Annotated in this window: 23 protein-coding genes; 10 read left to right on the top strand and 13 right to left on the bottom strand. The window is 67.4% G+C overall.

Features of this window, described 5'->3' with window-relative positions; translation table 11 throughout:
• Positions 1 to 33: 33 nt before the first annotated feature.
• Together DFO65_RS05430 and DFO65_RS05425 are read left to right on the top strand one after the other, a co-directional pair.
• Entirely contained in the window at positions 34 to 525 is a 492-nt protein-coding gene (locus DFO65_RS05430; protein ID WP_113903403.1) for a LapA family protein, read from the top strand.
• Between the two features lie 2 nt (positions 526 to 527).
• Positions 528 to 1169 carry a 4'-phosphopantetheinyl transferase family protein gene (locus DFO65_RS05425; protein WP_245940492.1) on the top strand — a complete coding sequence of 214 codons (642 nt, stop codon included), beginning with the start codon at positions 528 to 530 and terminating at the stop codon, positions 1167 to 1169.
• A 186-nt stretch (positions 1170 to 1355) separates the two neighbouring features.
• Here DFO65_RS05425 and DFO65_RS05420 read toward each other — a convergent pair whose 3' ends face one another.
• From DFO65_RS05420 to DFO65_RS05405, 4 genes are all read right to left on the bottom strand, one after another.
• Complete coding sequence (locus DFO65_RS05420; RefSeq protein ID WP_147233257.1) at positions 1356 to 1544, bottom strand: hypothetical protein; 189 nt, start codon at positions 1542 to 1544, stop codon at positions 1356 to 1358.
• Positions 1545 to 1727: 183 nt separating this feature from the next.
• Positions 1728 to 1913: a DUF6994 family protein gene (locus DFO65_RS17430; RefSeq protein WP_113903400.1), complete on the bottom strand. Its 186-nt coding sequence runs from the start codon at positions 1911 to 1913 to the stop codon at positions 1728 to 1730.
• 112 nt (positions 1914 to 2025) lie between these two features.
• Positions 2026 to 2409, bottom strand: a complete 384-nt coding sequence (locus tag DFO65_RS05410; protein WP_113903399.1) for a hypothetical protein — start codon at positions 2407 to 2409, stop codon at positions 2026 to 2028.
• A 57-nt stretch (positions 2410 to 2466) separates the two neighbouring features.
• The gene (locus DFO65_RS05405) at positions 2467 to 3891 is read right to left on the bottom strand and encodes an aminotransferase-like domain-containing protein (RefSeq protein WP_113903398.1); all 1425 of its coding nucleotides are present in this window, start codon (positions 3889 to 3891) and stop codon (positions 2467 to 2469) included.
• Between the two features lie 126 nt (positions 3892 to 4017).
• Between DFO65_RS05405 and pdxS the strand changes: the two genes are divergently transcribed.
• The 3 genes from pdxS to DFO65_RS05390 are packed head-to-tail and all read left to right on the top strand — an operon-like array spanning position 4018 to position 7060.
• On the top strand, positions 4018 to 4899 hold the full coding sequence (gene pdxS, locus DFO65_RS05400) for a pyridoxal 5'-phosphate synthase lyase subunit PdxS (RefSeq protein WP_113903397.1): 882 nt from the start codon (positions 4018 to 4020) through the stop codon (positions 4897 to 4899).
• On the top strand, positions 4893 to 5474 hold the full coding sequence (gene pdxT / locus DFO65_RS05395) for a pyridoxal 5'-phosphate synthase glutaminase subunit PdxT (RefSeq protein WP_113903396.1): 582 nt from the start codon (positions 4893 to 4895) through the stop codon (positions 5472 to 5474). The genes pdxS and pdxT overlap by 7 nt, the downstream gene beginning before the upstream one ends.
• Positions 5475 to 5485: 11 nt before the next feature.
• A complete protein-coding gene (locus DFO65_RS05390; protein ID WP_113903395.1) occupies positions 5486 to 7060 on the top strand; it encodes a helicase HerA-like domain-containing protein in 1575 nt (524 codons plus the stop codon).
• Positions 7061 to 7154: 94 nt separating this feature from the next.
• Here the strand turns inward: DFO65_RS05390 and DFO65_RS05385 are convergent, their stop codons facing one another.
• The 5 genes from DFO65_RS05385 to DFO65_RS05365 all read right to left on the bottom strand — a co-directional run bounded on the left by DFO65_RS05385 (position 7155) and on the right by DFO65_RS05365 (position 11756).
• Positions 7155 to 8090 (bottom strand): diacylglycerol/lipid kinase family protein, encoded by a 936-nt coding sequence (locus DFO65_RS05385; protein WP_113903394.1) that lies wholly within the window; start codon positions 8088 to 8090, stop codon positions 7155 to 7157.
• A gap of 6 nt (positions 8091 to 8096) precedes the next feature.
• Positions 8097 to 9194 (bottom strand): winged helix DNA-binding domain-containing protein, encoded by a 1098-nt coding sequence (locus DFO65_RS05380; protein WP_113903393.1) that lies wholly within the window; start codon positions 9192 to 9194, stop codon positions 8097 to 8099.
• A 215-nt stretch (positions 9195 to 9409) separates the two neighbouring features.
• Complete coding sequence (locus DFO65_RS05375; RefSeq protein ID WP_113903392.1) at positions 9410 to 10720, bottom strand: carboxylesterase family protein; 1311 nt, start codon at positions 10718 to 10720, stop codon at positions 9410 to 9412.
• Positions 10721 to 10724: 4 nt separating this feature from the next.
• Positions 10725 to 11234, bottom strand: a complete 510-nt coding sequence (locus DFO65_RS05370) for a phosphoribosyltransferase (RefSeq protein ID WP_113903391.1) — start codon at positions 11232 to 11234, stop codon at positions 10725 to 10727.
• A gap of 144 nt (positions 11235 to 11378) precedes the next feature.
• Positions 11379 to 11756: a YchJ family protein gene (locus tag DFO65_RS05365; protein WP_245940491.1), complete on the bottom strand. Its 378-nt coding sequence runs from the start codon at positions 11754 to 11756 to the stop codon at positions 11379 to 11381.
• 36 nt (positions 11757 to 11792) lie between these two features.
• Here DFO65_RS05365 and DFO65_RS05360 point away from each other — a divergent pair, with 36 nt between their 5' ends.
• The 5 genes from DFO65_RS05360 (at position 11793) to DFO65_RS05335 (ending at position 16023) form a co-directional block, all read left to right on the top strand.
• Positions 11793 to 12368 (top strand): HhH-GPD-type base excision DNA repair protein, encoded by a 576-nt coding sequence (locus DFO65_RS05360; RefSeq protein ID WP_113903389.1) that lies wholly within the window; start codon positions 11793 to 11795, stop codon positions 12366 to 12368.
• Between the two features lie 224 nt (positions 12369 to 12592).
• Positions 12593 to 13198, top strand: a complete 606-nt coding sequence (locus tag DFO65_RS05355) for a hypothetical protein (RefSeq protein WP_147233254.1) — start codon at positions 12593 to 12595, stop codon at positions 13196 to 13198.
• A 251-nt stretch (positions 13199 to 13449) separates the two neighbouring features.
• Complete coding sequence (locus DFO65_RS05345; RefSeq protein WP_113903387.1) at positions 13450 to 14007, top strand: hypothetical protein; 558 nt, start codon at positions 13450 to 13452, stop codon at positions 14005 to 14007.
• Between the two features lie 69 nt (positions 14008 to 14076).
• Positions 14077 to 15297: an NAD(P)-binding domain-containing protein gene (locus DFO65_RS05340; protein ID WP_113903386.1), complete on the top strand. Its 1221-nt coding sequence runs from the start codon at positions 14077 to 14079 to the stop codon at positions 15295 to 15297.
• Positions 15298 to 15306: 9 nt separating this feature from the next.
• Positions 15307 to 16023, top strand: a complete 717-nt coding sequence (locus DFO65_RS05335) for a PIG-L deacetylase family protein (RefSeq protein WP_113903385.1) — start codon at positions 15307 to 15309, stop codon at positions 16021 to 16023.
• Positions 16024 to 16043: 20 nt separating this feature from the next.
• Here DFO65_RS05335 and tpx read toward each other — a convergent pair whose 3' ends face one another.
• From tpx to DFO65_RS05315, 4 genes are all read right to left on the bottom strand, one after another.
• Entirely contained in the window at positions 16044 to 16544 is a 501-nt protein-coding gene (gene tpx / locus DFO65_RS05330) for a thiol peroxidase (RefSeq protein ID WP_113903384.1), read from the bottom strand.
• Positions 16545 to 16656: 112 nt separating this feature from the next.
• Positions 16657 to 17043, bottom strand: a complete 387-nt coding sequence (locus tag DFO65_RS05325; protein ID WP_113903383.1) for a VOC family protein — start codon at positions 17041 to 17043, stop codon at positions 16657 to 16659.
• Between the two features lie 191 nt (positions 17044 to 17234).
• Positions 17235 to 18053, bottom strand: coding sequence for a thioesterase family protein (locus DFO65_RS05320; protein WP_113903382.1), 819 nt, complete (start codon positions 18051 to 18053; stop codon positions 17235 to 17237).
• A gap of 108 nt (positions 18054 to 18161) precedes the next feature.
• A complete protein-coding gene (locus DFO65_RS05315) occupies positions 18162 to 20246 on the bottom strand; it encodes a S1 family peptidase (RefSeq protein WP_113903381.1) in 2085 nt (694 codons plus the stop codon).
• Positions 20247 to 20417 lie beyond the last annotated feature (171 nt).

Raw genomic sequence — 20417 nt, 5'->3', positions numbered from 1 at the left:
TCATGGGCCCCATCTGCGACTAGGATGGGGCCCATGAGCACTCAACCCGAACGCCGCGGCGACTCCCAGACCCCCGAGGAGCTGCTGGCCGAGACCCAGGCCGTCCTCGGCGGGCCACCGCCTCCCGGAGAAGCTCCGCACCGTCAGTCCGCCGAGGTCGAAGGGACCGAACCGACCCTCGAACAACCGGTCCGCGATCAGCAGGGAGACCAGACACAGACCCGACCGACCGGAGACCGGGCGAAAGGCGAACGCACGCGCGGCGGGATGTCGGCGGGAATGTGGCTCTCACTCATCCTCGGGGCCGTCGTCCTCGTCCTCCTCCTCATCTTCATCCTGCAGAACAACGTCCCCGCGGACTTCCAGTACTTCGGCTGGCAGTTCGAGCTGCCGCTGGGGATCGCGATGCTCTTCGCCGCGATCGGCGGCATCTTCATCGCCGGGATCGTCGGTTCCGTGCGCATCTTCATCCTCGGGCGCAGACTGAAGAAGGTCTCGAAGGCACTCGGGCCCGACCGTCGATGATCGTGCTCGACGACTTCACCCCCCTCGACTCCGAGATCGCCGACACCGCCCTCGTCCTCGCCGACACTGCGGGGCCGGCGGAATGGGCGCGCACCGACCTCTCGGTGCTCACCGAGCAGGAGCTCAACTACTCCCGTGAGTTCGAACCGGAGATCGCCACCACGTGGGCGGCGGGACGAGTCGTCCTCCGTCATGTCCTGGCCTCCGTCCTCGACCGCGATCCGGCCGGCATCGAGATCCGTCTCGACTCGGCGGGCAAACCACGCGTCGACGACTGCGAGTTCTCCGTCACCCGGGCCCGGCGCCTCGTGCTCGTCGCCGTGGGCAGTGATCCCGTGGGAGTCGACCTCGAGGCGGTTCCCGACCATGACGTGGCCGCCGAGGCGGCATCCCTCCTCCACCCCCGGGAGCAGGAGGAGCTCGCCGCAGTCGCGCAGCCGGAGATGGCCACACGGTTCGTCCGGCTCTGGGCACGCAAGGAGGCCTTCCTCAAGGCGCTGAGCACGGGACTCGCCCGCGACCCCGGGATGGATTACATCGGCATCTCTCAGACCCCGAACTCGCCGCACCCCGATGTGACCATCACCGACATCGTCGACGGCATCCCGGCCGGCTACTGCGCCGCACTGGCGGTCAACCGCTGAACCGCGGGCATCGTCCGAACGCGGGCAGCGGGGCGAGCACGGCAACTCCACGCCGGCAGGCTGCAGCTGTCCGACTGCCTTCCTCGTAGACAGCGTGAGCATCGTTGGTCGACGCCGCTCGGGCTTCCGAGCAGATCGAGTGCGCGCCTTCTGATCGATCACCGGGTTCTGCGCGCACAGATTGCTTCAGACACCGTTGTGGTCGTCTTCGGCGTCCTCAGCCGCCTGCGGGTCGTCCTCCGGTTCCTCTGGATCTGACTGGAAGTGTTCCTTGGTGTCGAACTCGTCTCCGAATACGGCATCCCTGGTCGGCGCTGCTCCGGCCGCTTCGTCGAGGCTCTCAAAGGCTTTGCGCATGCTCTTTTCCGTCGACATCATATTCGCCTCTCGTCGTCGACTTTGAGTTGCTGGTCAGTTTACTCGCTGCATGGGGAGCCGGTGCCAGTGGTGCGCCGGCACGAACAACCCTTCGGAGTGAGCGGGTCGGACAAGCCGCTGTCGACCCGTGCCCTCGAGGTATTCCTCAACCGCAGCCGCCCGCGCTGCGGAAAGCGCGCCTCAATGGATGTCTCCGACATGAGGAGTGGCGACGAGATCTGCGAGAGGACTCGGCTCTCCGCGATAGTGACGGCGTATGCATTCCAGCGTGAGGTCGAAACGGTCAACGATGCGAGGGTGAAGGCCCCGCGCACCGTTGATGGTGGAGCCTGTCCACGGGCCTGACCGTGCGCCGACCTCGTCCACACCGATTCGAGGTCACGGCCCCCGGGGACCTGGTCCATGTCGATACGTTCCCGTACTGGTTTCGGTGGTCTGACACCCCGGCGCGTGTTCACAACCTCACCGGGAAGTACACCTAAGGCGTCGCGTCCTCCCCGAAGTCGGGGCCGTTGGCGCCTGTGGTGAACACGATCGCGACCGCGAGCGATCCCAGGCCGATGAGGCCGAAGAGCACGTATCCCGCGGAGACGCTGTCGGCCAGCGCGAGGACGACGCCGACGATCACGGCGACGACGGCGAGCGCGTCGAATCCGAGTAGCACCGCGATATGGCTCCTCTCCCCCTTGCGCACGCCGTAGGAGATCTCGGTGGCGCCGCTGAGGAAGAGGAGGACGGCGGCGGCGATGACGAGCCACCTCGGTGTGAGGAAGAAGTCCTCGAGGCCGGGCAGCCAGATGCACAGGGCCGCTCCCGCGAGCATCTTGACGACGCCGTCTGCGACATAACCGGAAGTGAGCATGACCCGATCCTAGCCATCATCGGCGGTGGCCCCAACGGCGGGCACCCGCATATCACCTCACCTCTCCTCGACGGATTTCCCGGCCGCGGTCAGCCGTTGGACGATGCGCAGGGCGCGCCGGAGCACAGGGGCCTCGACGTTCGAGTGGGCGAGGACGATTCCATGGCGGACGTCGCTGTCCCCGCTCCATCCGGCTGCCAGTGAGGAGACGAGGATGCCGTGGCCGGCCAACTCGGAGCGCAGCCGCTTCGCGCCTGCCGCATCCGATTCGATGACGAGGGTGCGTCCCTCGTGGACGAGGCCGTGGATGGACCCGACCTCGGCGACGACAGCCTCGGCGGCCCGGAGCCGGCGCCGGCCGCGGGAGATCCGGCGGCGCAGTCCGCCGGAGCTGAGGTATGAGGCGAGCGCCGTCTGCATGACCGGGGAGAACGCCGGCCCGAGGGCGGTGCGCGTTCGGGCCAGTCGCTCGCCGATGCTCCCGTGCGCGATGAGGTAGCCGGTGGAGACCTTCGCGGTGAGCAGCGTGGAGAACGTCCCGACGTGGACGACCTCGGCGTCGCTGCCGAGCGAGACGGCGAGATCATAGAGGGTCGGTACCACGGTGCGCCGGTACCGGGCCTCGCTGTCGTAGTCGTCCTCGATGACGAGGACGTCGTTGGCCGCGGCCCATCGCAGCAGCCGCACCCGCCGGTCGACCGGCAGGGTCGTCCCGTGCGGATACTGATGATTGGGGGTGACGACGACAGCGCCGACGAGCGGGCCGATGCGGTCGAGTTCGGCGTCGTCGAGCCCGCTCGAGACGTCGAAGGGCACGAGCGTCCTGTCGGTCATCGCCATGCGCAGTCCGGAGAACCCCGGGTTCTCGACGCCGATGGCGCCGTCGAGTCCCGCGGTGAAGAGCAGGCGCAGCCCGTCGCGCGACCCGCTCGTGAGGATGATGTCGTCGGGGGCGACCAGGGTCGAGCGCAGCAGCCGCAGCTGCTCGGCGATGGCCCACCGGGCGATCGGCTGTCCGAGGGGGTCGAGCGGGCCGGGGTCGGTGTCGAGGGAGTCGCGCCAGGCCCGGCGGAACGCGGGCTCCCGCAGGGGGTCGTCGCCGCCGAATCCGGGACGCAGGTCGACGACGTTGCGGGGCGGTCGCCTCGGCGGGGTCGGTGGAAGGCTGCTGCGGTGGCTGAGGCCCAGCGCGGGCGGCAGGCTCGGGTTGACGCGCGTGGCCGAGCGTTCCCGGGACACGAGATAGCCCTCGACCCCGAGTTGGGCGTAGGCGGTCTCGACGGTTCCGCGCGAGACGCCGAGGTGGGCCGAGAGCCTCCTGCTCGAGGGCACGGGCTCATCGGGGTGGAGGACACCGGTCGAGATGAGGCGGCGGAACTCGGCGACGAGCTGATCGGGCAGGGGCAGGGCGGACTCGCGATCGAGGGTGATCGGCAGAGTCACTCCTGCCGCCCGCGGCATCGACGAGGACCCGAGTGTCATGACCCCAGTGTACTGGCCCGAAATTTCTGGCGCATTCTGGCTCTGCGTCTGAGCCACATGGAACCGTAGTGTGAACGGAGACAGTTCCCGGCGGCAGTCGCCGCATGACACGTGAAGGCACCGACAATGACCGAACCGCAGACCCTGCTCAACACCGGACTGGCCCAGATGCTCAAGGGAGGCGTCATCATGGACGTCGTCACCCCCGAGCAGGCGAAGATCGCCGAGGCGTCCGGTGCCAGCGCCGTCATGGCGCTCGAACGGGTGCCCGCCGACATCCGCGCCCAGGGCGGTGTGGCCCGGATGAGCGATCCCGACCTCATCGAGAGCATCATCGACTCCGTCTCCATCCCCGTCATGGCCAAGGCCCGCATCGGTCATTTCGTCGAGGCGCAGATCCTCGAGACCCTCGGTGTCGACTACATCGACGAGTCCGAGGTCCTCTCCCCCGCCGACTACGTCAACCACATCGACAAGTCCGTGTTCAAGGTGCCCTTCGTCTGCGGTGCGACCAACCTCGGCGAGGCGCTGCGCCGCATCACCGAGGGCGCGTCGATGATCCGCTCGAAGGGGGAGGCCGGGACGGGAGATGTGTCCGAGGCGATGCGCCACCTGCGCACGATCAACAGTGAGATCCGGGCCCTGGGCGCCAAGAGCGAGGACGAGCTCTATGTCGCGGCCAAGGAGATCGCCGCACCGTACCACCTCGTCAAGCAGGTGGCACACCTTGGTCGCCTGCCCGTCGTCACCTTCGTCGCCGGCGGGATCGCCACTCCGGCCGACGCCGCGATGATGATGCAGCTCGGAGCCGACGGCGTCTTCGTCGGCTCCGGCATCTTCAAGTCCGGCAACCCGGAGGCCCGGGCCAAGGCCATCGTCGAGGCGACGACCCACTTCGACGACCCCGCCGCGGTCGCGAAGGCCTCGCGCGGCCTCGGCGATGCGATGGTCGGCATCAATGTCGCCGACCTGCCCGCTCCCCACCGCCTGGCGGAACGCGGATGGTGACAGTCGGCGTTCTCGGCCTCCAGGGAGCGTTCCGTGAGCACGTCACCGTGCTCCGCTCCCTGGGGGCGGACACCCGCAGGGTGACCCGCCCCGAGCATCTCGACGGGATCGACGGCATCGTCCTGCCCGGCGGGGAGTCCTCGGCGATGGTGCGACTCGCCGCGGCCGTCGGCCTCTTCCCCGAGCTCTCCGCGCGGATTTGTGGCGGACTGCCCACCTTCGGCACGTGCGCCGGCCTGATCCTGCTCGCCGATCGGCTCACGGACGACACACTGTCCGGCTACGACCGTCCCGGCGGCCTCGACATCACGGTGGCGCGCAATGCCTATGGCTCCCAGCGGGAGTCCTTCGTCGCACCGCTGCAGGTGCACGGGCTCGACAGGGAATTCATGGGGACGTTCATCCGAGCCCCGCAGATCGTCGATCCCGGCAGCGCCGAGGTGCTCGCCACGCATGCGGGCGTGCCCGTCCTCGTGCGCTCGGGCAGCGTCTGGGGCGGCAGCTTCCACCCCGAGCTGGGCCCGGACTCTCGGATTCATCAACTGTTCCTGGAGCACGTGGGCGTTCCCGTGTGAAGATGGGGTCTATGACCTCCGACACAGTTGCGCAGATCCGCGCCGGCTACACCTTCGATTCGCCCACTTTGGAGCTGGGGGTCGCCCTCGATGGCGACGCCCCCGTCAAGGACGTGCCCATCGGCATTCCGCTGTCGATGCTCAACCGGCACGGGCTCATCGCCGGGGCCACGGGCACCGGCAAGACCGTCACCCTTCAGGTGCTCGCCGAGCAGCTCTCACGCGCCGGCGTCCCGGTCTTCGCCTCCGACATCAAAGGCGACCTCTCGGGCATCGGCGCTCCCGGGGTCGCCTCGGACAAGCTGACCAAGCGTCTCGAGGCGGCCGGACAGGAGTGGGCCGCCTCGGCGAATCCGACGGAGTTCTACACGCTCGGCGATTCGGGCCTGGGCACTCCCCTGCGTGCCACCGTCACCTCCTTCGGGCCGATCCTGCTGTCGAAGGTCCTCGAGCTCAACGACACTCAGGAATCCGTCCTCTCGCTGGTCTTCCATTACGCCGACAAGTCGGGGCTGACTCTGCTCGATCTCAGTGATCTGCAGTCGCTGCTGGGCTTCCTCACCTCCGCGGAGGGCAAGGAGGACCTCGCGGGGATCGGCGGAGCATCGAAGGCGAGCGTCGGGGTGATCCTGCGCAAGATCTCCGAGCTCTCCGCGCAGGGCGGTGACGTGTTCTTCGGCGAACCGGAGTTCGACACCGCGGACCTTCTCCGGGTCGACGACAACGGTGCCGGCATCGTCTCCGTCCTCGAGCTCCAGAAGCTCAGCCAGTCCCCCGCCCTGTTCTCGACGTTCCTCATGTGGCTGCTCGCGGACCTGTTCCAGGACCTGCCGGAGGTCGGCGATGCCGACAAGCCGTCCCTCGTGTTCTTCTTCGACGAGGCGCACCTGCTCTTCGCCGATGCATCGAAGGCGTTCCTCCAGTCGGTGACGCAGACGGTTCGACTCATCCGATCGAAGGGAGTGGGCGTCTTCTTCGTCACCCAGACCCCCGGCGATGTTCCCGACGACGTGCTCGCCCAGCTCGGGTCGCGGATCCAGCATCAGCTGCGCGCCCACACCCCCAACGACGCGAAGGCCCTCAAGGCGACGGTGCAGACGTTCCCGAAGTCCGACTTCGACCTCGAGGAGATGCTGACCACGCTCGGCATCGGCGAGGCCGTCGTCACCGTCATGGACCCCGAGGGCGCACCGACGCCCGTCGCGCCCACTCGGCTGCGGGCACCGGAGTCGAAGATCGGTCCGATGGGCGAGGATGAGGTCCGCGCGGCGGTGAGGGCGTCGCCGCAGTTCGCGAAGTACGGTGAGACCGTCGACCGGGAATCCGCGCGGGAGATCCTCACGGCCCGGCTCGAGAAGGGCGCTCAGGTCTCCGCCGAGGAGACCCCGACCGAAGCCGAACCGTCGCGGGTCGAGGTTCCCGAGGTGCCGACCGACCGGCGAGGGTCGGGGCCGTCGCAATCGAAGAAGGACGAGACTAACCTCTTCACCCAGGTCGTCCAGTCCTCGGCGTTCAAGCAGTTCACCCGCACCGCGGCGCGTGAGATCGCCCGCGGTCTCTTCGGCACCTCTCGCCGCCGCCGCTAGGGTCGACCGTGGGACGGGCCGCGGCTGCGAAGCGCGCGGCTGCGACGTTGGCGCGCGGTTGCGAGCCGGGACATGCGGCAGACGCTGCGTCTGCTCAGAAGTCGGGCACGATGAGCAGGAGCCGCTTATCGCCCGCCCGCACCGAGAGCTCCCGGCATTTGCCGATGAGATCCCCATCGAGGTGCGCGGGCGCGGACCCGTCGACGACGACGCGCGGGCCGGTTCCGGACCAGTAATCGAGCGACCGGTTGCGCTCGGGAGCGCCTGCGATCCCGTCACCGGCGATCCGCGCCCACATCGCCAGACGCTGCCCGACGGCCGACTGCTTCCCCGCCGCGGCCCCTGCCGCGTCCGCCTCGTCGAGGCGAACGGCGAGGAACTCGAAGAGCTGCCCGGTCGCCTCGGCGCGCGGGAAGACCGCCACTGGACCGGCCGGGTGCGAGACCTTCGCGGCCATGACCGACCAGAGGCGGCCCGTCACGGTCATTCCGGCGTCTGCGGGCAGGGTTGACGGACGGGGCGTGATCGCCATGTCCGCGCCGGGTGACAGGAGGGCCCGGAGGGCGCCCCAGACGTACCCGGGGATCCCGGATACATGCCGCTGCCCGGCGACCGCCTCGGCGTCTCCTCCGATGCCCGCCATCGAGACGAAGGCCTCGCGAGCTCGACGACCGTCGGCCGTGACGTACTCGGCCTCGTTGACCGGCACTTCCACCATCGTCCCGCCGCGGTGGTTGAGGCGCAGGTGCCGGGCGAGGACGTTGGCGCTGCCCGTCGGGACGATGAGCACGGGCACGCCCGTCCCCGCGACCTCGGGGGCGACGGCCCGCAGCGTTCCGTCACCGCCGAGGACGATGAGGTTGTCGGCACCCCAGTCGAGGAGCTCTCGGGCCTGCCGCCCACCCGGCCAGGACACCGAGGTCGTGATCGTGCGGTACCGCGCTCCCAGGGCATTCAGCTCATCGACGAGGACCGATTCGGCCCGGTCGCTGCGTCGGTGGCGCGGATTGACGATGATCCCGAAGCGCACTGGTCCTCACACCCGCACGAAGGCCGGATGGCGCGCCGCCGTCTCCTGAGCCCGTTCGACGTCGACGCTCTCCCCCTCGAGGGGTTCGATGACCAGGGGCGGTCCGGTCCTGCGCGGGCTCTTCTTCCAGGTGGCGCGCGCCCGGGTGTCCTCGATGACGGTGTTCTTGAACATCCCGTTGCCGCCGGGGACGACGGCCTTCTCATGCCTCGGGTGCAGGGTGAAGCTCCGGTCCTTGTAGCCGAGGATGAGCTCGTCGAATCCCGGCAGGAGGAACACCTCGCGGGCCGCCTCGGCACAGTCCGACAGTCGGTCCTCGAGATCCGGGGCGCAGAAGAACTCCCGCTCGTCGATCGTCGTGCCCACGATGTCTCCCTCCTCGCGCAGCGCAGCGATCGCTCCACGGCACTGGGTCTTCGGCAGCCCGGTCCATCGTGCGGCGTCGTCGAGGGTGACAGGACCGTGGCTGAGCACGTAGCGGCGCAGCCACTCCCGCAGGGCGTCGTCATGTTCGAGGCGGGTGGGCTCAGGGATCCAGCTGGAGGTCAGGGCGAACCGCAGCTCGTCCTTGCCGTCGAGGCAGGGACCCTGGATGAGGACGCCGCGCATGGACAGCGTCGTGAGCAGGTAGCGTTGGCGCCCGTACTCCTCGCCTTCGCGTCCGCCCGCGACGAGGGGGTCGAACACCTCGAGCAGTTCCGTGCGGCTCAGCGGTCCCCGCTCTGCGATCGCGGTCTCGGCCAGCTGGGCGGCCGCGTCGAGCATCGCCTCGTCGACGCCGAAGTGCTCACGCCGTTTCGCCTCGGAGCGCATGAGGCGCTCGGCGGTCAGGCCGAGGATCCAGCCGACGTCGACGGCCGGGGCGATGTGGATGGTGCCGCGCTGAGTCCACGTGCGCACGATGGCGCCGGAGTCGAAGGCGGCGCGCACCTCGTCGAGCGAATCGCTGCCGGTCCGCAGGGCGATCGACACGAGCGCCCCGCCGAGCGCTTGGGCCTGCAGACAGCCGAGGGAGCGGACCACCTCGGCAGGCGTCGTCGGCTCCCCGTCGTGAACGAGGCCGAGCGAGAGCATCCGTGCGGCCGAGACCAGGTGGGCATCCATGGCACCAATCTAGCCGAGCCCGCGGACAGTGCGATGTGGCCGGGCTCCGCCGTTCCTGCGAGCCGCGACCGCGACCCGAAAGCGTCTGCGCGATGTCTTCGTGCAAGTTGGTTCGTGCCCCCGACCCGGAAGTGTCTGCGCGACCGGTGCAAACCTCGCGCAGACACGTTGAGGTCGCGACAAATGGTGCGGCAGGAGTATCCGTCCGGTTCCGCTCAGCCGAGGATGTCGATGAGCCCGGGCACGGGCAGGCGCGGCAGCACTCCCAAGTGGGCGAATCGTCCCCAGATGGTGCGCAGCTCCGGTCCGGCGAGCCCGGCCATCTCTCCGTAGTCGAGGAACGACTCGTGCCATATGTCGCCAGGGAAGATGAGAGGCAGATCGCCCGAATGCGCGGCGTCGAAGAAGGTTCCGTCGCCGCGGGAGACGATGAGGAGCCTCGCACCCTGGCCGCCGGCCATCCGGTGCCGATCGTAGAACTCCTTGCCGGCGCGGGTGTAGACGGCCGAGGTGATCCCGGAGATGAGCGATTCGACCATCGGCAGGGTGACATGGCCCTGGTGGAGCCGGCGCAGGGCGGGGACGAAACCGGCGAAGAAGGCGATCTCGCGTTCTGTGCGGGTCATGAGGATGTCGTGCTTCCGGGCCGACTGGGACCAGGCCTCGCCGGTCTCCGACCGCGGCGGCAGCGGGTGGGTGCCGTAGCGGATGCCGAAGCACATGCCCGCGTGCAGCCCGCCGACGAGAGCGGCCCTGTGGACCTCCTCCTGGGCCTTGAGGATGTCCCCGATGGGAGCGTCTGGGTCGATCCTGCGGGTGACCTTCGCCATCGCCCAGTTCATCGACTCGGTTCCCCCGGAGAGACCGAGAGGCGGTGAGGGCATGATCACGCGCGAGAACAGACCAGCGGTCCCCTCGGCGATCATCAGGTGGGCGCAGGCGTCGGCTCCGGCGCTCTGCCCGGCGATCGTCACATTGTTCGGGTCGCCGCCGAAGGCCGCGATGTTGCGCTGGACCCAGCGCAGTGCGGAGATCTGGTCGAGCAGTCCGAGGTTCGCGTGCTCCGGCTTCCCGGTGCCCAGGAAGCCGAGCACGCCGAGGCGGTAGGTCACGGAGACGACGATGAGGCTCTGCTCCTCGACGAGGGCGCGAGGGTCGTAGATCTCCGCATCCCCGGCCCCGGCCACGTAGGCGCCGCCGTGAATCCAGACGAGGACCGGCAGGGTGGTGCCACCGGCCGAGGGCTCGGGATCGGCCGGCATGGTCACGCTCACGCGCAGGCAGTCCTCGCTCATCGGCAGGTCGCCAATCTGGTCGAAGCTCATCTCCGCGTTCGGGTCGCGCTTGGGCTGAGGGCAGGCGGGACCGGGACCGAGCGCGTCGATGAAATCGGTGCGTTCCTCGTCGGCAGGCGGAGCGAATCGGGCCGCGCGTGCGTAGCGGATCCCCCGGGCGCGGATCACCTGGCCGTCGCGGTAGGTCCGGATCCGTCCGCACGGGGCATCGATGTCCCGCCAGACCTCCATGGGGTTACGTGGAGGGCTCGACCGGAGGCTCTGCGGACCAGGGGAAGACGATCCACTGATCGGTCCGCTTCCACACGAAGTCGGGTTCGATGATCGATGCCGACTTCGAGTAGATCACTGCCGACTGCGCCTCGGCGCCGTGCTTGCGCAGCAGTTCGAGCACGAGTGCCAGGGTCCGACCGGAGTCGGCGACGTCGTCGACGACGAGGAGCTTCTTCCCCTTGATCGCTTCGATGTCGAGCATCGGGGCCAGGAGAATGGGATCGGGAAGGGTTTCGTGAACGTCGGTGTAGAACTCAACGTTGATGGCATCGGAGAGTTTGAGGCCCAGGGCATAGGCAAGTGCGCCTGCCGGAAGCAGCCCACCGCGAGCGATGGCGATGACGATCTCGGGGTCATAGTCGGAGTCGGCGATGGTCTGCGCCAGCTCTCTGGCGGAGGTGCCGAACGTATCCCACGTGAGGATCTCCTTGTCGGTGAGTTCGGTCGAATCGGCGTGGTAGGCCTGGCCCATTGAGTCTCCTTTGTTTGCCCGGACCATCAGGATACGTGCTCGCGAACTTCCGAGGCCATTTCGCCCGCTTCCTCAGCCTCCCTGCCGCTGGTGCGATCGGTGCGGCATCCGCCTCTCCGGCTCAGGTCTTGCTGGTGCGCGCGCTCAGAGAGCGCTGACATAGACCCATCTGCCGGCCCGGCGGGCGAATGTCGAGTTCTCCTTGAGGATGTGCTCGCCGTGGCTGTCGCGGTACTTCGCGCGGAAGTGCACGGTCCCTTCGGTGTCCTCCGGTCCCCCTCCCGTGGTGCCGACGATGTCGAGGCCCAGCCAGGTCGTGTCCGGGTCGATCTCGATCTCACGCGGGCGGGTTCTCGCGTGCCAGGTGCGGAAGAGATGGTCGGTGTTCCCCACCGCGAATGCGGAGTACCGGGAGCGCATGAGCGCCTCGGCGGTGGCCGGCCAGACTTCGCCGTCAAGGGCGGGACGGCAGCAGTGCGCGAACTCGGTGCCGGGCGGCATCCCGGAACATGGACAGATCATGAGGCGATGGTAGCGAAGACGTGTCAGTATGGGTCCATGAGTTCAGTCTTCCTGTCCGGCGACCCGAAGTCCGATGCGCTCCTCGCCGACGATCCTTTCGCACTGCTCATGGGCATGCTGCTCGACCAGCAGGTCCCGATGGAGATCGCCTTCGCCGGTCCGCAGAAGTTGGCCGAGCGACTGGGCGGTCTCGATGTCGCGACGATCGCGGAGATGAACCCGGACGAGTTCCTCGAGAAGTTCTCGATCAAACCCGCCGTCCACCGGTTCCCGAAGTCGATGGCGGCCCGCGTCCAGAAGATGGCCGCTGAGATCGTCGAGGAGTACGACGGGGACACCGCCGCGATCTGGACCTCGGGGAACCCGACCGGCGCCGAGGTGCTCAAGCGCCTGAAGAAGCTGCCCGGTTTCGGTGAGCAGAAGGCGAAGATCTTCCTCGCGCTGCTGGGCAAGCAGTTCGGCCTCGAAGCCGAGGGGTGGCGAGAGGCGGCCGGCGATTACGGCGTCGAAGGCAGCCGCCGATCGATCGCCGATGTCATCGACGAGGACACGCTGCAGGAGGTCCGCGCCTTCAAGAAGCAGCAGAAGGCCGCCGCCAAGGCCTCCAAGTAACGCCTCACCGGCGGGCCTCTCGTCGACAGTCCGGCAAGACGACGCCAGAACCGCGTGCGGAATACGACAGGCAGTATTCTCCTGACTCAGGGTCGAGTTATCCACAGATTGAACTTCGCCTGTTCTCAATCCCCGAATTCTCGAATAGTCTGAGGATTCGGGGCATCAAGGCAAGGCGGATCAGGCCTGCGACGGTGCCGGGGATCTGACCACAGAGGCGTGGAATGACGACTGAACATCGCCCGAAGACAGGTGTGCGAGCTGCCGGCGTGAGTGCAGCGATCGTCCTGGCGTTCGCACTGACAGGCTGCGAGACCAATGCGCCCGTCGCGGCACCCACATCGACGCTTCCGGCTCCGGCCGAGCCCACCCCGACCGTCCCTGCCTACGAAACCGAACTCGACCTCTCCGCCGAGGAGAAGCAAGCGGTCGAAGGGGCGCTGCTGGCGTTCGACGGCTTTTTCCTGTCGATCAACAGAGCCTACTCCGGTGATTTCGAAGCGACTAACGATTTTCCGAAGTACGCCAGTGGGGACGCTCTTAAATCGATCAACACAGAAGCGAGCAATATCGAATCTGGCCAAGCCACATTCGAAGGATCAATTCACCCACAGGAAGTTTCCGTCGTCGATATTCTCGCGGAATCAGGCGGCTCTCCGTCTGAACTAAAAGTGCACTTTTGCGTTGACACGACACAGTGGAGCATGATTCCCAAGGGTGCAAGTTCTCCGCCGAAGCCTGACGGTAGCGTGACGATGGAGCATAAGATCTCGATTCACGACAACACCTGGAAGGTCGAACGACAGGAGCTGTGGGAGAGGAGATGTTGAAATCCCTGCACGCGAGACTTTTTACTGGAGTCTGTTCGATAGCCCTACTTCTCGCCGTTATCCCGGCGCTACCAGTTCTTGCGGGTCCAGGGTGCAGTTTAGGAGACACAAGTAAATGTGAAGCCGTTCGTCCACCCGGTCCGCCCGGAGGCGGCGGAGGCGGCAGCGACGGAGGCGGCTCCGGCGGCGGAGGCGGTGGCTCGGGCGACGGTGGATCAGGAGGCGGTGGGCAGCCGGAGTGCCCCGTCGCGGTGACGGGCTACATCTGCTATGACCCGCCCGATGGCGGCGGTGGCGGAGGCGGTCCGGGTGTTCCCGTTCGCCCTGACCCACCAACGCGCATTCCGGAATCCCAGTTCCAGACCTTCGACATTCCCTCGCCGACGATCAGCGCGTGGCCGGAGGATTGGGCGATCATCGGGAAGCCCGCGGCGTTCTGGGCCGAGGTCGACATCAGCTATATCGACATGACGCTCCTCACCTACGACGTCACCGTGAAGGTCACTCCCGAGAAGCATCATTGGGACTTCGGCGACAACACGGGGGCGACTACGACGACGAAGGGATCAAAACCGCGTCCGGGCGAGGAACCGGAGATCGGACACAACTACCAGGAGACCGGACCGAAGACCGTCGTCATGACGACGACGTTCAGCGGTGAGTTCTCCGTCGACGGCGGACCATGGCTGCCCATCGACGGTTTCGCCCACGTCGCCAGCAATGAACTGACCATCGACGTCTACCGATTCCACCGCTACCTCGTCGACGATGACTGCTTCGCGAACCCTCGAGGCCCCGACTGCCGGTGAGGCGCCACCGTCAATCGGACTTGCGAATCTCCGATCCGACATCCAGAGGCACCTGGGACAATGGACGCCATGGTGTGTCGACTCCACGAGCTGCTCGCCGGCTCACACTGGCCCATCGTCATCATCGGCGCCGGTCAGGCCGGCCTGTCCGCAGCCCATTACCTGTGGCGGGACGGCCTGCGGGCCGGACGGGACTTCCTCGTCCTCGACGCGAGTTCGGGTCCCGGCGGGGCGTGGCGCGAACGATGGGACTCCCTGACCCTGGGCGGAGCGAACCGGATCGCCGATCTCCCCGGCTTCCCCCTCGGCTCGCCCGATCCCCGGTGCCCCGCCTCGGCGGTCGTGTCCGACTACTACTCCCGCTACGAACGAGAACTCGAACTCTGCGTCGTCCGACCCGCCGAGGTCGACGAGGTGCGGTCCGGAACACCGGGCTCAGGTCCGCTGTCGCTGACGGTCGACCTCGACGGTGAACGGGTTCAGCTCACCGCCTCCTTCATCATCAACGCGACGGGCACGTGGCGTCGCCCCTATATCCCCTTCGTCCCCGGAATCGCGGAGTTCGAGGGCCGCCAGCTCCACACCGTGAGCTTCCGCGACGTCGAGGACTTCCGCGACCGACGCACGCTCGTCGTCGGCGGCGGGATCTCGGCGACCCAGTTCCTCCTCCAGCTCGCCGAGGTGACCGACACCCTGTGGGCCACCCGCCGACCGCCGAACTTCACCTCGCGTGAGTTCGACGGCAGCTGGGGGCTCGAGGTCGAACGTGCCGTCCGCTCCCGCACGCTCGCGGGTCTGGCTCCGGCGAGCGTGGTCCGCACGACGGGCCTGCCCATCCGCGAGGAGTTCCTCGCCGGAGTGAGGTCGGGAGTCCTCGTGTCGCGGGGGATGTTCGACAGAATCCTCCCCCACGGCGTGCACTTCCCCGCCCACGACACCGAGGCGACGCCCACCTCCGAAGGGCTCGGACCGTCGGCGAGCGATCGCCTGGCCCTGCCGGAATCCTGGCAGCCCTACACCGAGGACCGCGTCGAGGAGGTCGATGTGATCTTCTGGAACACGGGCTTCCGCGCCGCACTCAACCACCTGGCACCGCTGCATCTGCGCACTCGTGATGGGGGCATCGCGATGGAGTCCGAAGTGTCGGTGAGAGGTGATCGCCGCGTCCTCCTCGTCGGCTACGGTTCGGCGAGCTCGACCGTCGGTGCGACCCGGGCCGGCCGGATGGCCGCACGTGAGCTCCTCAAGCGGTTGCCGGGAGACCTGGCGCAGGCCTCCGCGGGCGCATAGCCTGGTGGGATGAATGAGCTTCCGCTTCTCGACGACGAAGACATCAGCAGGGTCCTGTGCATCGTGGCGCACCCGGACGACATGGAATACGGCGCCTCGGCCGCCGTGGCCAAGTGGGCGCGTGCGGGCAAGCAGATCTCGTATCTGCTCCTGACCCGCGGCGAGGCCGGAATCCGGGGCATGCATCCCGACGAGGTGGCACCGCTGCGGGCAGCCGAGCAGCGGGAGGCGTGCACGATCGTCGGCGTCGACGATCTGGAGATCCTCGACTTCCCCGACGGCCTGCTCGAGGCCGACCTCGAACTGCGCCGTGCGATCGCGCGGAAGATCCGGCAGTTCCGACCGGACGCGGTGATGGTCACCACCTGGCGCCTGGAGACGCCGTGGGGGCTCAACCACGTCGATCACCGCAACGCCGGTGTCGCCACAATCGATGCCATCCGGGACGCGGACAATCCGTGGCTGTTCACCGATCTCGAGGAGTCGGGGCTTGGTGCGTGGAAGACCGGTCGGCTCCTCGTCAACGGGGCGGAACCCACTCACGCCGTGGCACTGGATGCCGACGACGTCGACAAGGGCGTGCGCTCGCTCGAGGCCCACAGGGTCTACCTCGAGGCGCTCACCGACCACCCGGTGCCTCGGGAGATGATCACCGGGATCACGTCAGAAACCGGCGCACGGGCAGGCGTGGAATACGCTCTGCCCGTGCAGGTGATCAGTATGTAGCAGGTCGACCCCGGGGTCGATCAGGCGCCGAGAGCTGCCTTCGCTGCGTCGTAGTCCGGTTCGGTGGTGATCTCATCGACGAGCTGCGTGTAGGTGACGGTGCCCTTCTCATCGAGGACGACGACCGCACGGGCGAGCAGACCGGCCAGCGGACCGTCGACCATGGTCACTCCGAACTCCTTGCCGAAGGCGCTGCGGAAGCCGGAGCCGACGACGACGTTCTCGATGCCTTCGGCACCGCAGAAGCGGGCCTGAGCGAACGGCAGGTCGTTGGAGACGCAGAGGACGGTGGTGTTCTCCAGGCCTGCGGCCAGTTCGTTGAACGTGCGCACCGAGGCGGCGCAGACGCCGGTGTCGAGGCTCGGGAAGATGTTGAGGACGACGCGCTTGCCCGCGGTGTCGGCCGAGCTGACCTCGTCGAGGTCCGTCCCGACAAGGCTGAAGGCCGGTGCCTGTGCGCCCTTCTCGGGGAGCTCTCCGACGGTGTGGACCGGGGTGCCCTGGAATGCAGTTTTCGCCATGCTTCGATCTTTCCTTCGTTGGTGATTGATGCTGTCCCTGTCACTCTACGTGATACCCGTGACACTCCGGTCGAGTCGTTTCACACTCTGTCGTGCATACTGTTCCGGCATGTCAGGCTCCTGTCTGGTCCGACACCTGCCGACGGCCGATGTCGAAGACGTTGCCCTCGGGATCGAGGAGAGTCGTCCACTCGATTCCGTGCTCCTGGAACGAGGCGACCTTCTTCGCGCCCAGGGACACCGCCTTCTCGACGTCGCGCGGGTAATGCGGGTCGTCGAGGTCGATGTGGACCGGGTTCTTGCCCTCTCCCCGATCGTCGACCTTGAGGAACAGCATGCCCGGGGTCGTCGTCTCCGGACTGTGGATGCCGCCGATGCTGGCGACGAACTCGTTCGCGCCCTCGTCGAGCTCGACGTCGAGCAGCTTGGACCAAAAGGTCGACTGGGTGCGCACATCCGCGCAGTCGAACGCGATGCTCAGGGATGACAGCGAGGCCATGGCTGACCGTCCTTTCGCTCCGACAGCCGTGACTGCCGGAGATGGGTGGATTCACTGAGCTTCTACCATAGACACGGAGACTGACACGAGTGCCCGTTCATCGCCACACAGCGTTTCCCTTCGTCGCAATCCGACCACAGACACGCTGCACCGGGCCCGGAGAAAGGCGGTTCGGTCACGCGGCGTGGGATTCAGTCGCGCGGCTGGCGGGCAAGCTGCCGGGATTGGGCGACGAGGCGGCCCGCAGAGTCCCAGAGTTCGCAGTCCTCCTCGAACATTCCTCCGGCGATGTTGCGGCTGTGCACCGTGACGCGGATCCACCCGGGTGCCGGGACCGCACGCACATGGGAGGTCAGTTCGATGGTCGGCGACCAGCCGAACCGACCGAAGTCGAACATCACCGGCGGGAAGGCATCGAGGAAGGCCAGGAGGGACAGCACGTCGGGGTCGGATCCATCCGCCCAGCGCAGCCACCCTTGGAGCAGCCCTCGTCCGCTCGGCCTGCCGACGGCGAATCCCGTCGTCGCCGGGTCGAGGAGCATGTCGAAGCGGGAGAGCAGCGGAGCGGCCGCGAGGAAGTCGGCGGACGCCTCGGCGACATCGATGCACTCCTCGGGCACCGGCAGGTCCGGCGGTTCGGCAGAGGTTGCGACGTCGTCGGGAAGCGCGGCGAGACTGCCCATTGTCGCCAGCGCTGTGATGGTCGGGCGGTCGTCCTGGACGAGGTCGACGCCGAACGTCGCACTCGAGCGTCCCTGCCGCACGATCCGCGTCGCCACTTCGGCGGGACCGGAATCACTGGGCCCGAGATAGTGAGCGGAGATGACGAGGGGATCCGGAGCGTTCGGACTGCTCTGTCGCAGGGCATGTCCGAGCAGCGCAAGGAGGTATCCCCCGTTGACCGCGCCCGCCACCTTCCACCCCGCGCCGAGGTGGGCGTTGAAGGAGTTCTCCGACGTGGGCTCGAGTGCGATGGCGCTGTGGAATTCATCGGTGACCGAGTGGCTCATGCCACATATGTTACCGAACAGTTGTATGGGAACGCGAACACCCCCGGTGGAGACCGGGGGTGTTCGCTGAACTCTCAGTCGGTCAGCGGGTGACCGTCAGAGCCGAGTTCAGTTCTTCTTCGAGTTGCGACGCATGGTCAGGACCACTGCGGCGCCACCGACGACGAGCAGAGCTGCTCCGGCTGCGAGGCCGGTCAGTTCGGCACCGGTGCGAGGCAGATCGGATCCGCCGTCACCGCCGCCCTTGCCGTCTTCGGCTGCGACGACCTCGAAGGACCCGGTGAGGGCCTTCTCGTCAGCGGTGTCATTGGCACCGGTGACATTGACGTCGTACTTGCCGCGGTAGACCGAGGGATCGGAATCGTTGACACCGTAGATGTTGAAGGCGGCGACGCCGTCCTTGTTCGCGGTCTCATTGAGCTCGATGCCCTGGACGTTGTTCGGGCCGGCGACGACCTCGAGCGTGACGTTCTCACCCTCGTCGAAGCCTTCGACGGTGATGGTCACACCCTTGTCCTTGTTGACGAAGTCGGTGTCGACGATCTCCTTGGGCTCGATGCTGATCGCACGCTCGGCAGGAGTCTCCTCGCCGCCGTCCTTCGAGTCGTCGGCACCGGCGGAGGCGTCGGCCTCGGCGGCGTCGGCTCCAGCGTCGGCTTCGGCACCTGCGTCGGCTCCGTCGGCGGAAGCATCGGCTTCGGCGCCTTCGGCATTGGCGTCAGCCTCTGCACCTTCGGCTGCGGCTCCGGCGTCAGCACCATCGGTGGCGGCGTCGGCCTCGGCCGGGGGCTCTTCGACCGTCACCACGAAGGGCACGGTGTCGGAGGATCCGCCGGCATTGGAGGCGGTCGCGGTGTAGTCGTACTGACCGGGAGCCTCGGGGCCCTCGATGGTGAAGTTGCCCTCGGCGTTGGCCTTGACGGTCTCTTCACCTTCGGTCGCGCCCTGCGCGCCGGCCTTCGGCTTCCACGTGATCTTCACGTCGACACCTGCAGCGGCCTTGCCGGTGACGGCACCGTTGGGCTTGATGGTCTGATCCTTGACGACCGGAGCGGCGGGAGCCTCGGGCTCAGCGTTCGGGTCGGTCAGGGAGAACTCGACACCCGACTGCTCGAGCGAGTAGTCGAGGTCGGCGACCCAGCCGAGCTGGAACTCCGTGCCATCATTCCATTCGGCGGGTCCACCACCGGAGATGACGCCGACCGCGGTGTCACCCTGGTACACGGCTCCACCGGAATCGCCCGGCTGCGAGAACGGATCGGCGATCGACGACTCGACGGCGAATCCGTGGACCCAACGTCCGCCGACGTTCATCCACTCGAACCCGACCTGTTCTGCCGGGATGACCTGTCCTTCGGTGACACCGGTGGTCCGGCCAGACTTCGAGACCGAGCCCTCGGTGTGGGCACCGACCTTGCTGATCGGCTTGGTGCTGGCAGAGAGGTCATCTGAGTCTGCGGTGGTCCAGTCGGTGACGCCGTTCTTGGCGTCATAGACCGCGTCGTTCATCTTGATGACGGCGAAGTCGATGTCGCTGGCCTTCGGCTCAGGATCGGTGTCGTCGCCCGCGAGGACGTCGCTGCCGAACTTGGTGAATCCCCACTCACCGAGAGGGCCCACGCCCTGGGGCTCGAAGCCCTCGCCGCCGTTGGCCTCCGCGGTCGACGGACGCTCGGTGTCGACGATCGTCGAGGCGCCAACGGTCTCGTTGGTGGTCTCGTCCAAGACCTCGGAGCAGTGTCCGGCGGTGAGAACGACGGGATTGCCCGCACCGTCCCAGCCGGAGAACCCGGTCGAGCAGACGCCGGAGCCACCGGGCACCGACATCAGGTAGCCGGCACCACCGACGGCGTCGGTCTTGGCGTGCGGCTCAAGCTCCTGGACACCGAGGGTGACGACGACATTGGAGTACTTCTCCTGAAGCTCCTTGACTTCCTTGGTCTCGGCTTCGACGCCGACGTACAGCTTGCCGTTGCTGACTCCGAAGGCATTGACACCTTCGATGTCAGCTGCGACGGCCGCCGCCTTCTTCTCGTTCTGCACGTCGAGCTTCTGAGGCACCTGCGCGGCGGCGGACGCCGAGGGCGACGCGGACGGCGTCGCAGCGGCCGGGCCGGCGACGAATGCGCCACCCAGGCCGAGCGCCGCAGCGGCGGTCAGAGCCAGCGAACTCTGCACGAATTTCTTCTGCATACTTTTCCGTTCCTGTTTCGGGAGCTTCCGATATCGACTGTGCCCGGCACCGCCCGCGAAGCTCCAGAGCCCCGACCTGTGTGCGCAAAGTCACGAATCGATTGACCTTAGTCACAGAAAGATTACGGTTTGGACACGGGGTCTACCAAGAAACCGTTCATGAAACAGTGA

The organism is Brevibacterium sanguinis, from assembly GCF_003315415.1.
GTDB classification, from domain to species: Bacteria; Actinomycetota; Actinomycetes; order Actinomycetales; family Brevibacteriaceae; genus Brevibacterium; species Brevibacterium celere_A.
This window is presented reverse-complemented; position numbering and strand designations above follow the sequence as displayed.

Bases quoted from the DNA above. Each gene is read 5' to 3' on its own strand.
- DFO65_RS05430 (WP_113903403.1), top strand. From the start codon at position 34: ATGAGCACTCAACCCGAACGCCGCGGCGACTCCCAGACCCCCGAGGAG.
- DFO65_RS05420 (WP_147233257.1), bottom strand. From the start codon at position 1,544: ATGTCGACGGAAAAGAGCATGCGCAAAGCCTTTGAGAGCCTCGACGAA.
- DFO65_RS05410 (WP_113903399.1), bottom strand. From the start codon at position 2,409: ATGCTCACTTCCGGTTATGTCGCAGACGGCGTCGTCAAGATGCTCGCG.
- DFO65_RS05405 (WP_113903398.1), bottom strand. From the start codon at position 3,891: ATGACACTCGGGTCCTCGTCGATGCCGCGGGCGGCAGGAGTGACTCTG.
- pdxS (WP_113903397.1), top strand. From the start codon at position 4,018: ATGACCGAACCGCAGACCCTGCTCAACACCGGACTGGCCCAGATGCTC.
- pdxT (WP_113903396.1), top strand. From the start codon at position 4,893: ATGGTGACAGTCGGCGTTCTCGGCCTCCAGGGAGCGTTCCGTGAGCAC.
- DFO65_RS05390 (WP_113903395.1), top strand. From the start codon at position 5,486: ATGACCTCCGACACAGTTGCGCAGATCCGCGCCGGCTACACCTTCGAT.
- DFO65_RS05380 (WP_113903393.1), bottom strand. From the start codon at position 9,194: ATGGATGCCCACCTGGTCTCGGCCGCACGGATGCTCTCGCTCGGCCTC.
- DFO65_RS05375 (WP_113903392.1), bottom strand. From the start codon at position 10,720: ATGGAGGTCTGGCGGGACATCGATGCCCCGTGCGGACGGATCCGGACC.
- DFO65_RS05370 (WP_113903391.1), bottom strand. From the start codon at position 11,234: ATGGGCCAGGCCTACCACGCCGATTCGACCGAACTCACCGACAAGGAG.
- DFO65_RS05365 (WP_245940491.1), bottom strand. From the start codon at position 11,756: ATGATCTGTCCATGTTCCGGGATGCCGCCCGGCACCGAGTTCGCGCAC.
- DFO65_RS05360 (WP_113903389.1), top strand. From the start codon at position 11,793: ATGAGTTCAGTCTTCCTGTCCGGCGACCCGAAGTCCGATGCGCTCCTC.
- DFO65_RS05355 (WP_147233254.1), top strand. From the start codon at position 12,593: ATGACGACTGAACATCGCCCGAAGACAGGTGTGCGAGCTGCCGGCGTG.
- DFO65_RS05340 (WP_113903386.1), top strand. From the start codon at position 14,077: ATGGTGTGTCGACTCCACGAGCTGCTCGCCGGCTCACACTGGCCCATC.
- DFO65_RS05335 (WP_113903385.1), top strand. From the start codon at position 15,307: ATGAATGAGCTTCCGCTTCTCGACGACGAAGACATCAGCAGGGTCCTG.
- tpx (WP_113903384.1), bottom strand. From the start codon at position 16,544: ATGGCGAAAACTGCATTCCAGGGCACCCCGGTCCACACCGTCGGAGAG.
- DFO65_RS05325 (WP_113903383.1), bottom strand. From the start codon at position 17,043: ATGGCCTCGCTGTCATCCCTGAGCATCGCGTTCGACTGCGCGGATGTG.
- DFO65_RS05320 (WP_113903382.1), bottom strand. From the start codon at position 18,053: ATGAGCCACTCGGTCACCGATGAATTCCACAGCGCCATCGCACTCGAG.
- DFO65_RS05315 (WP_113903381.1), bottom strand. From the start codon at position 20,246: ATGCAGAAGAAATTCGTGCAGAGTTCGCTGGCTCTGACCGCCGCTGCG.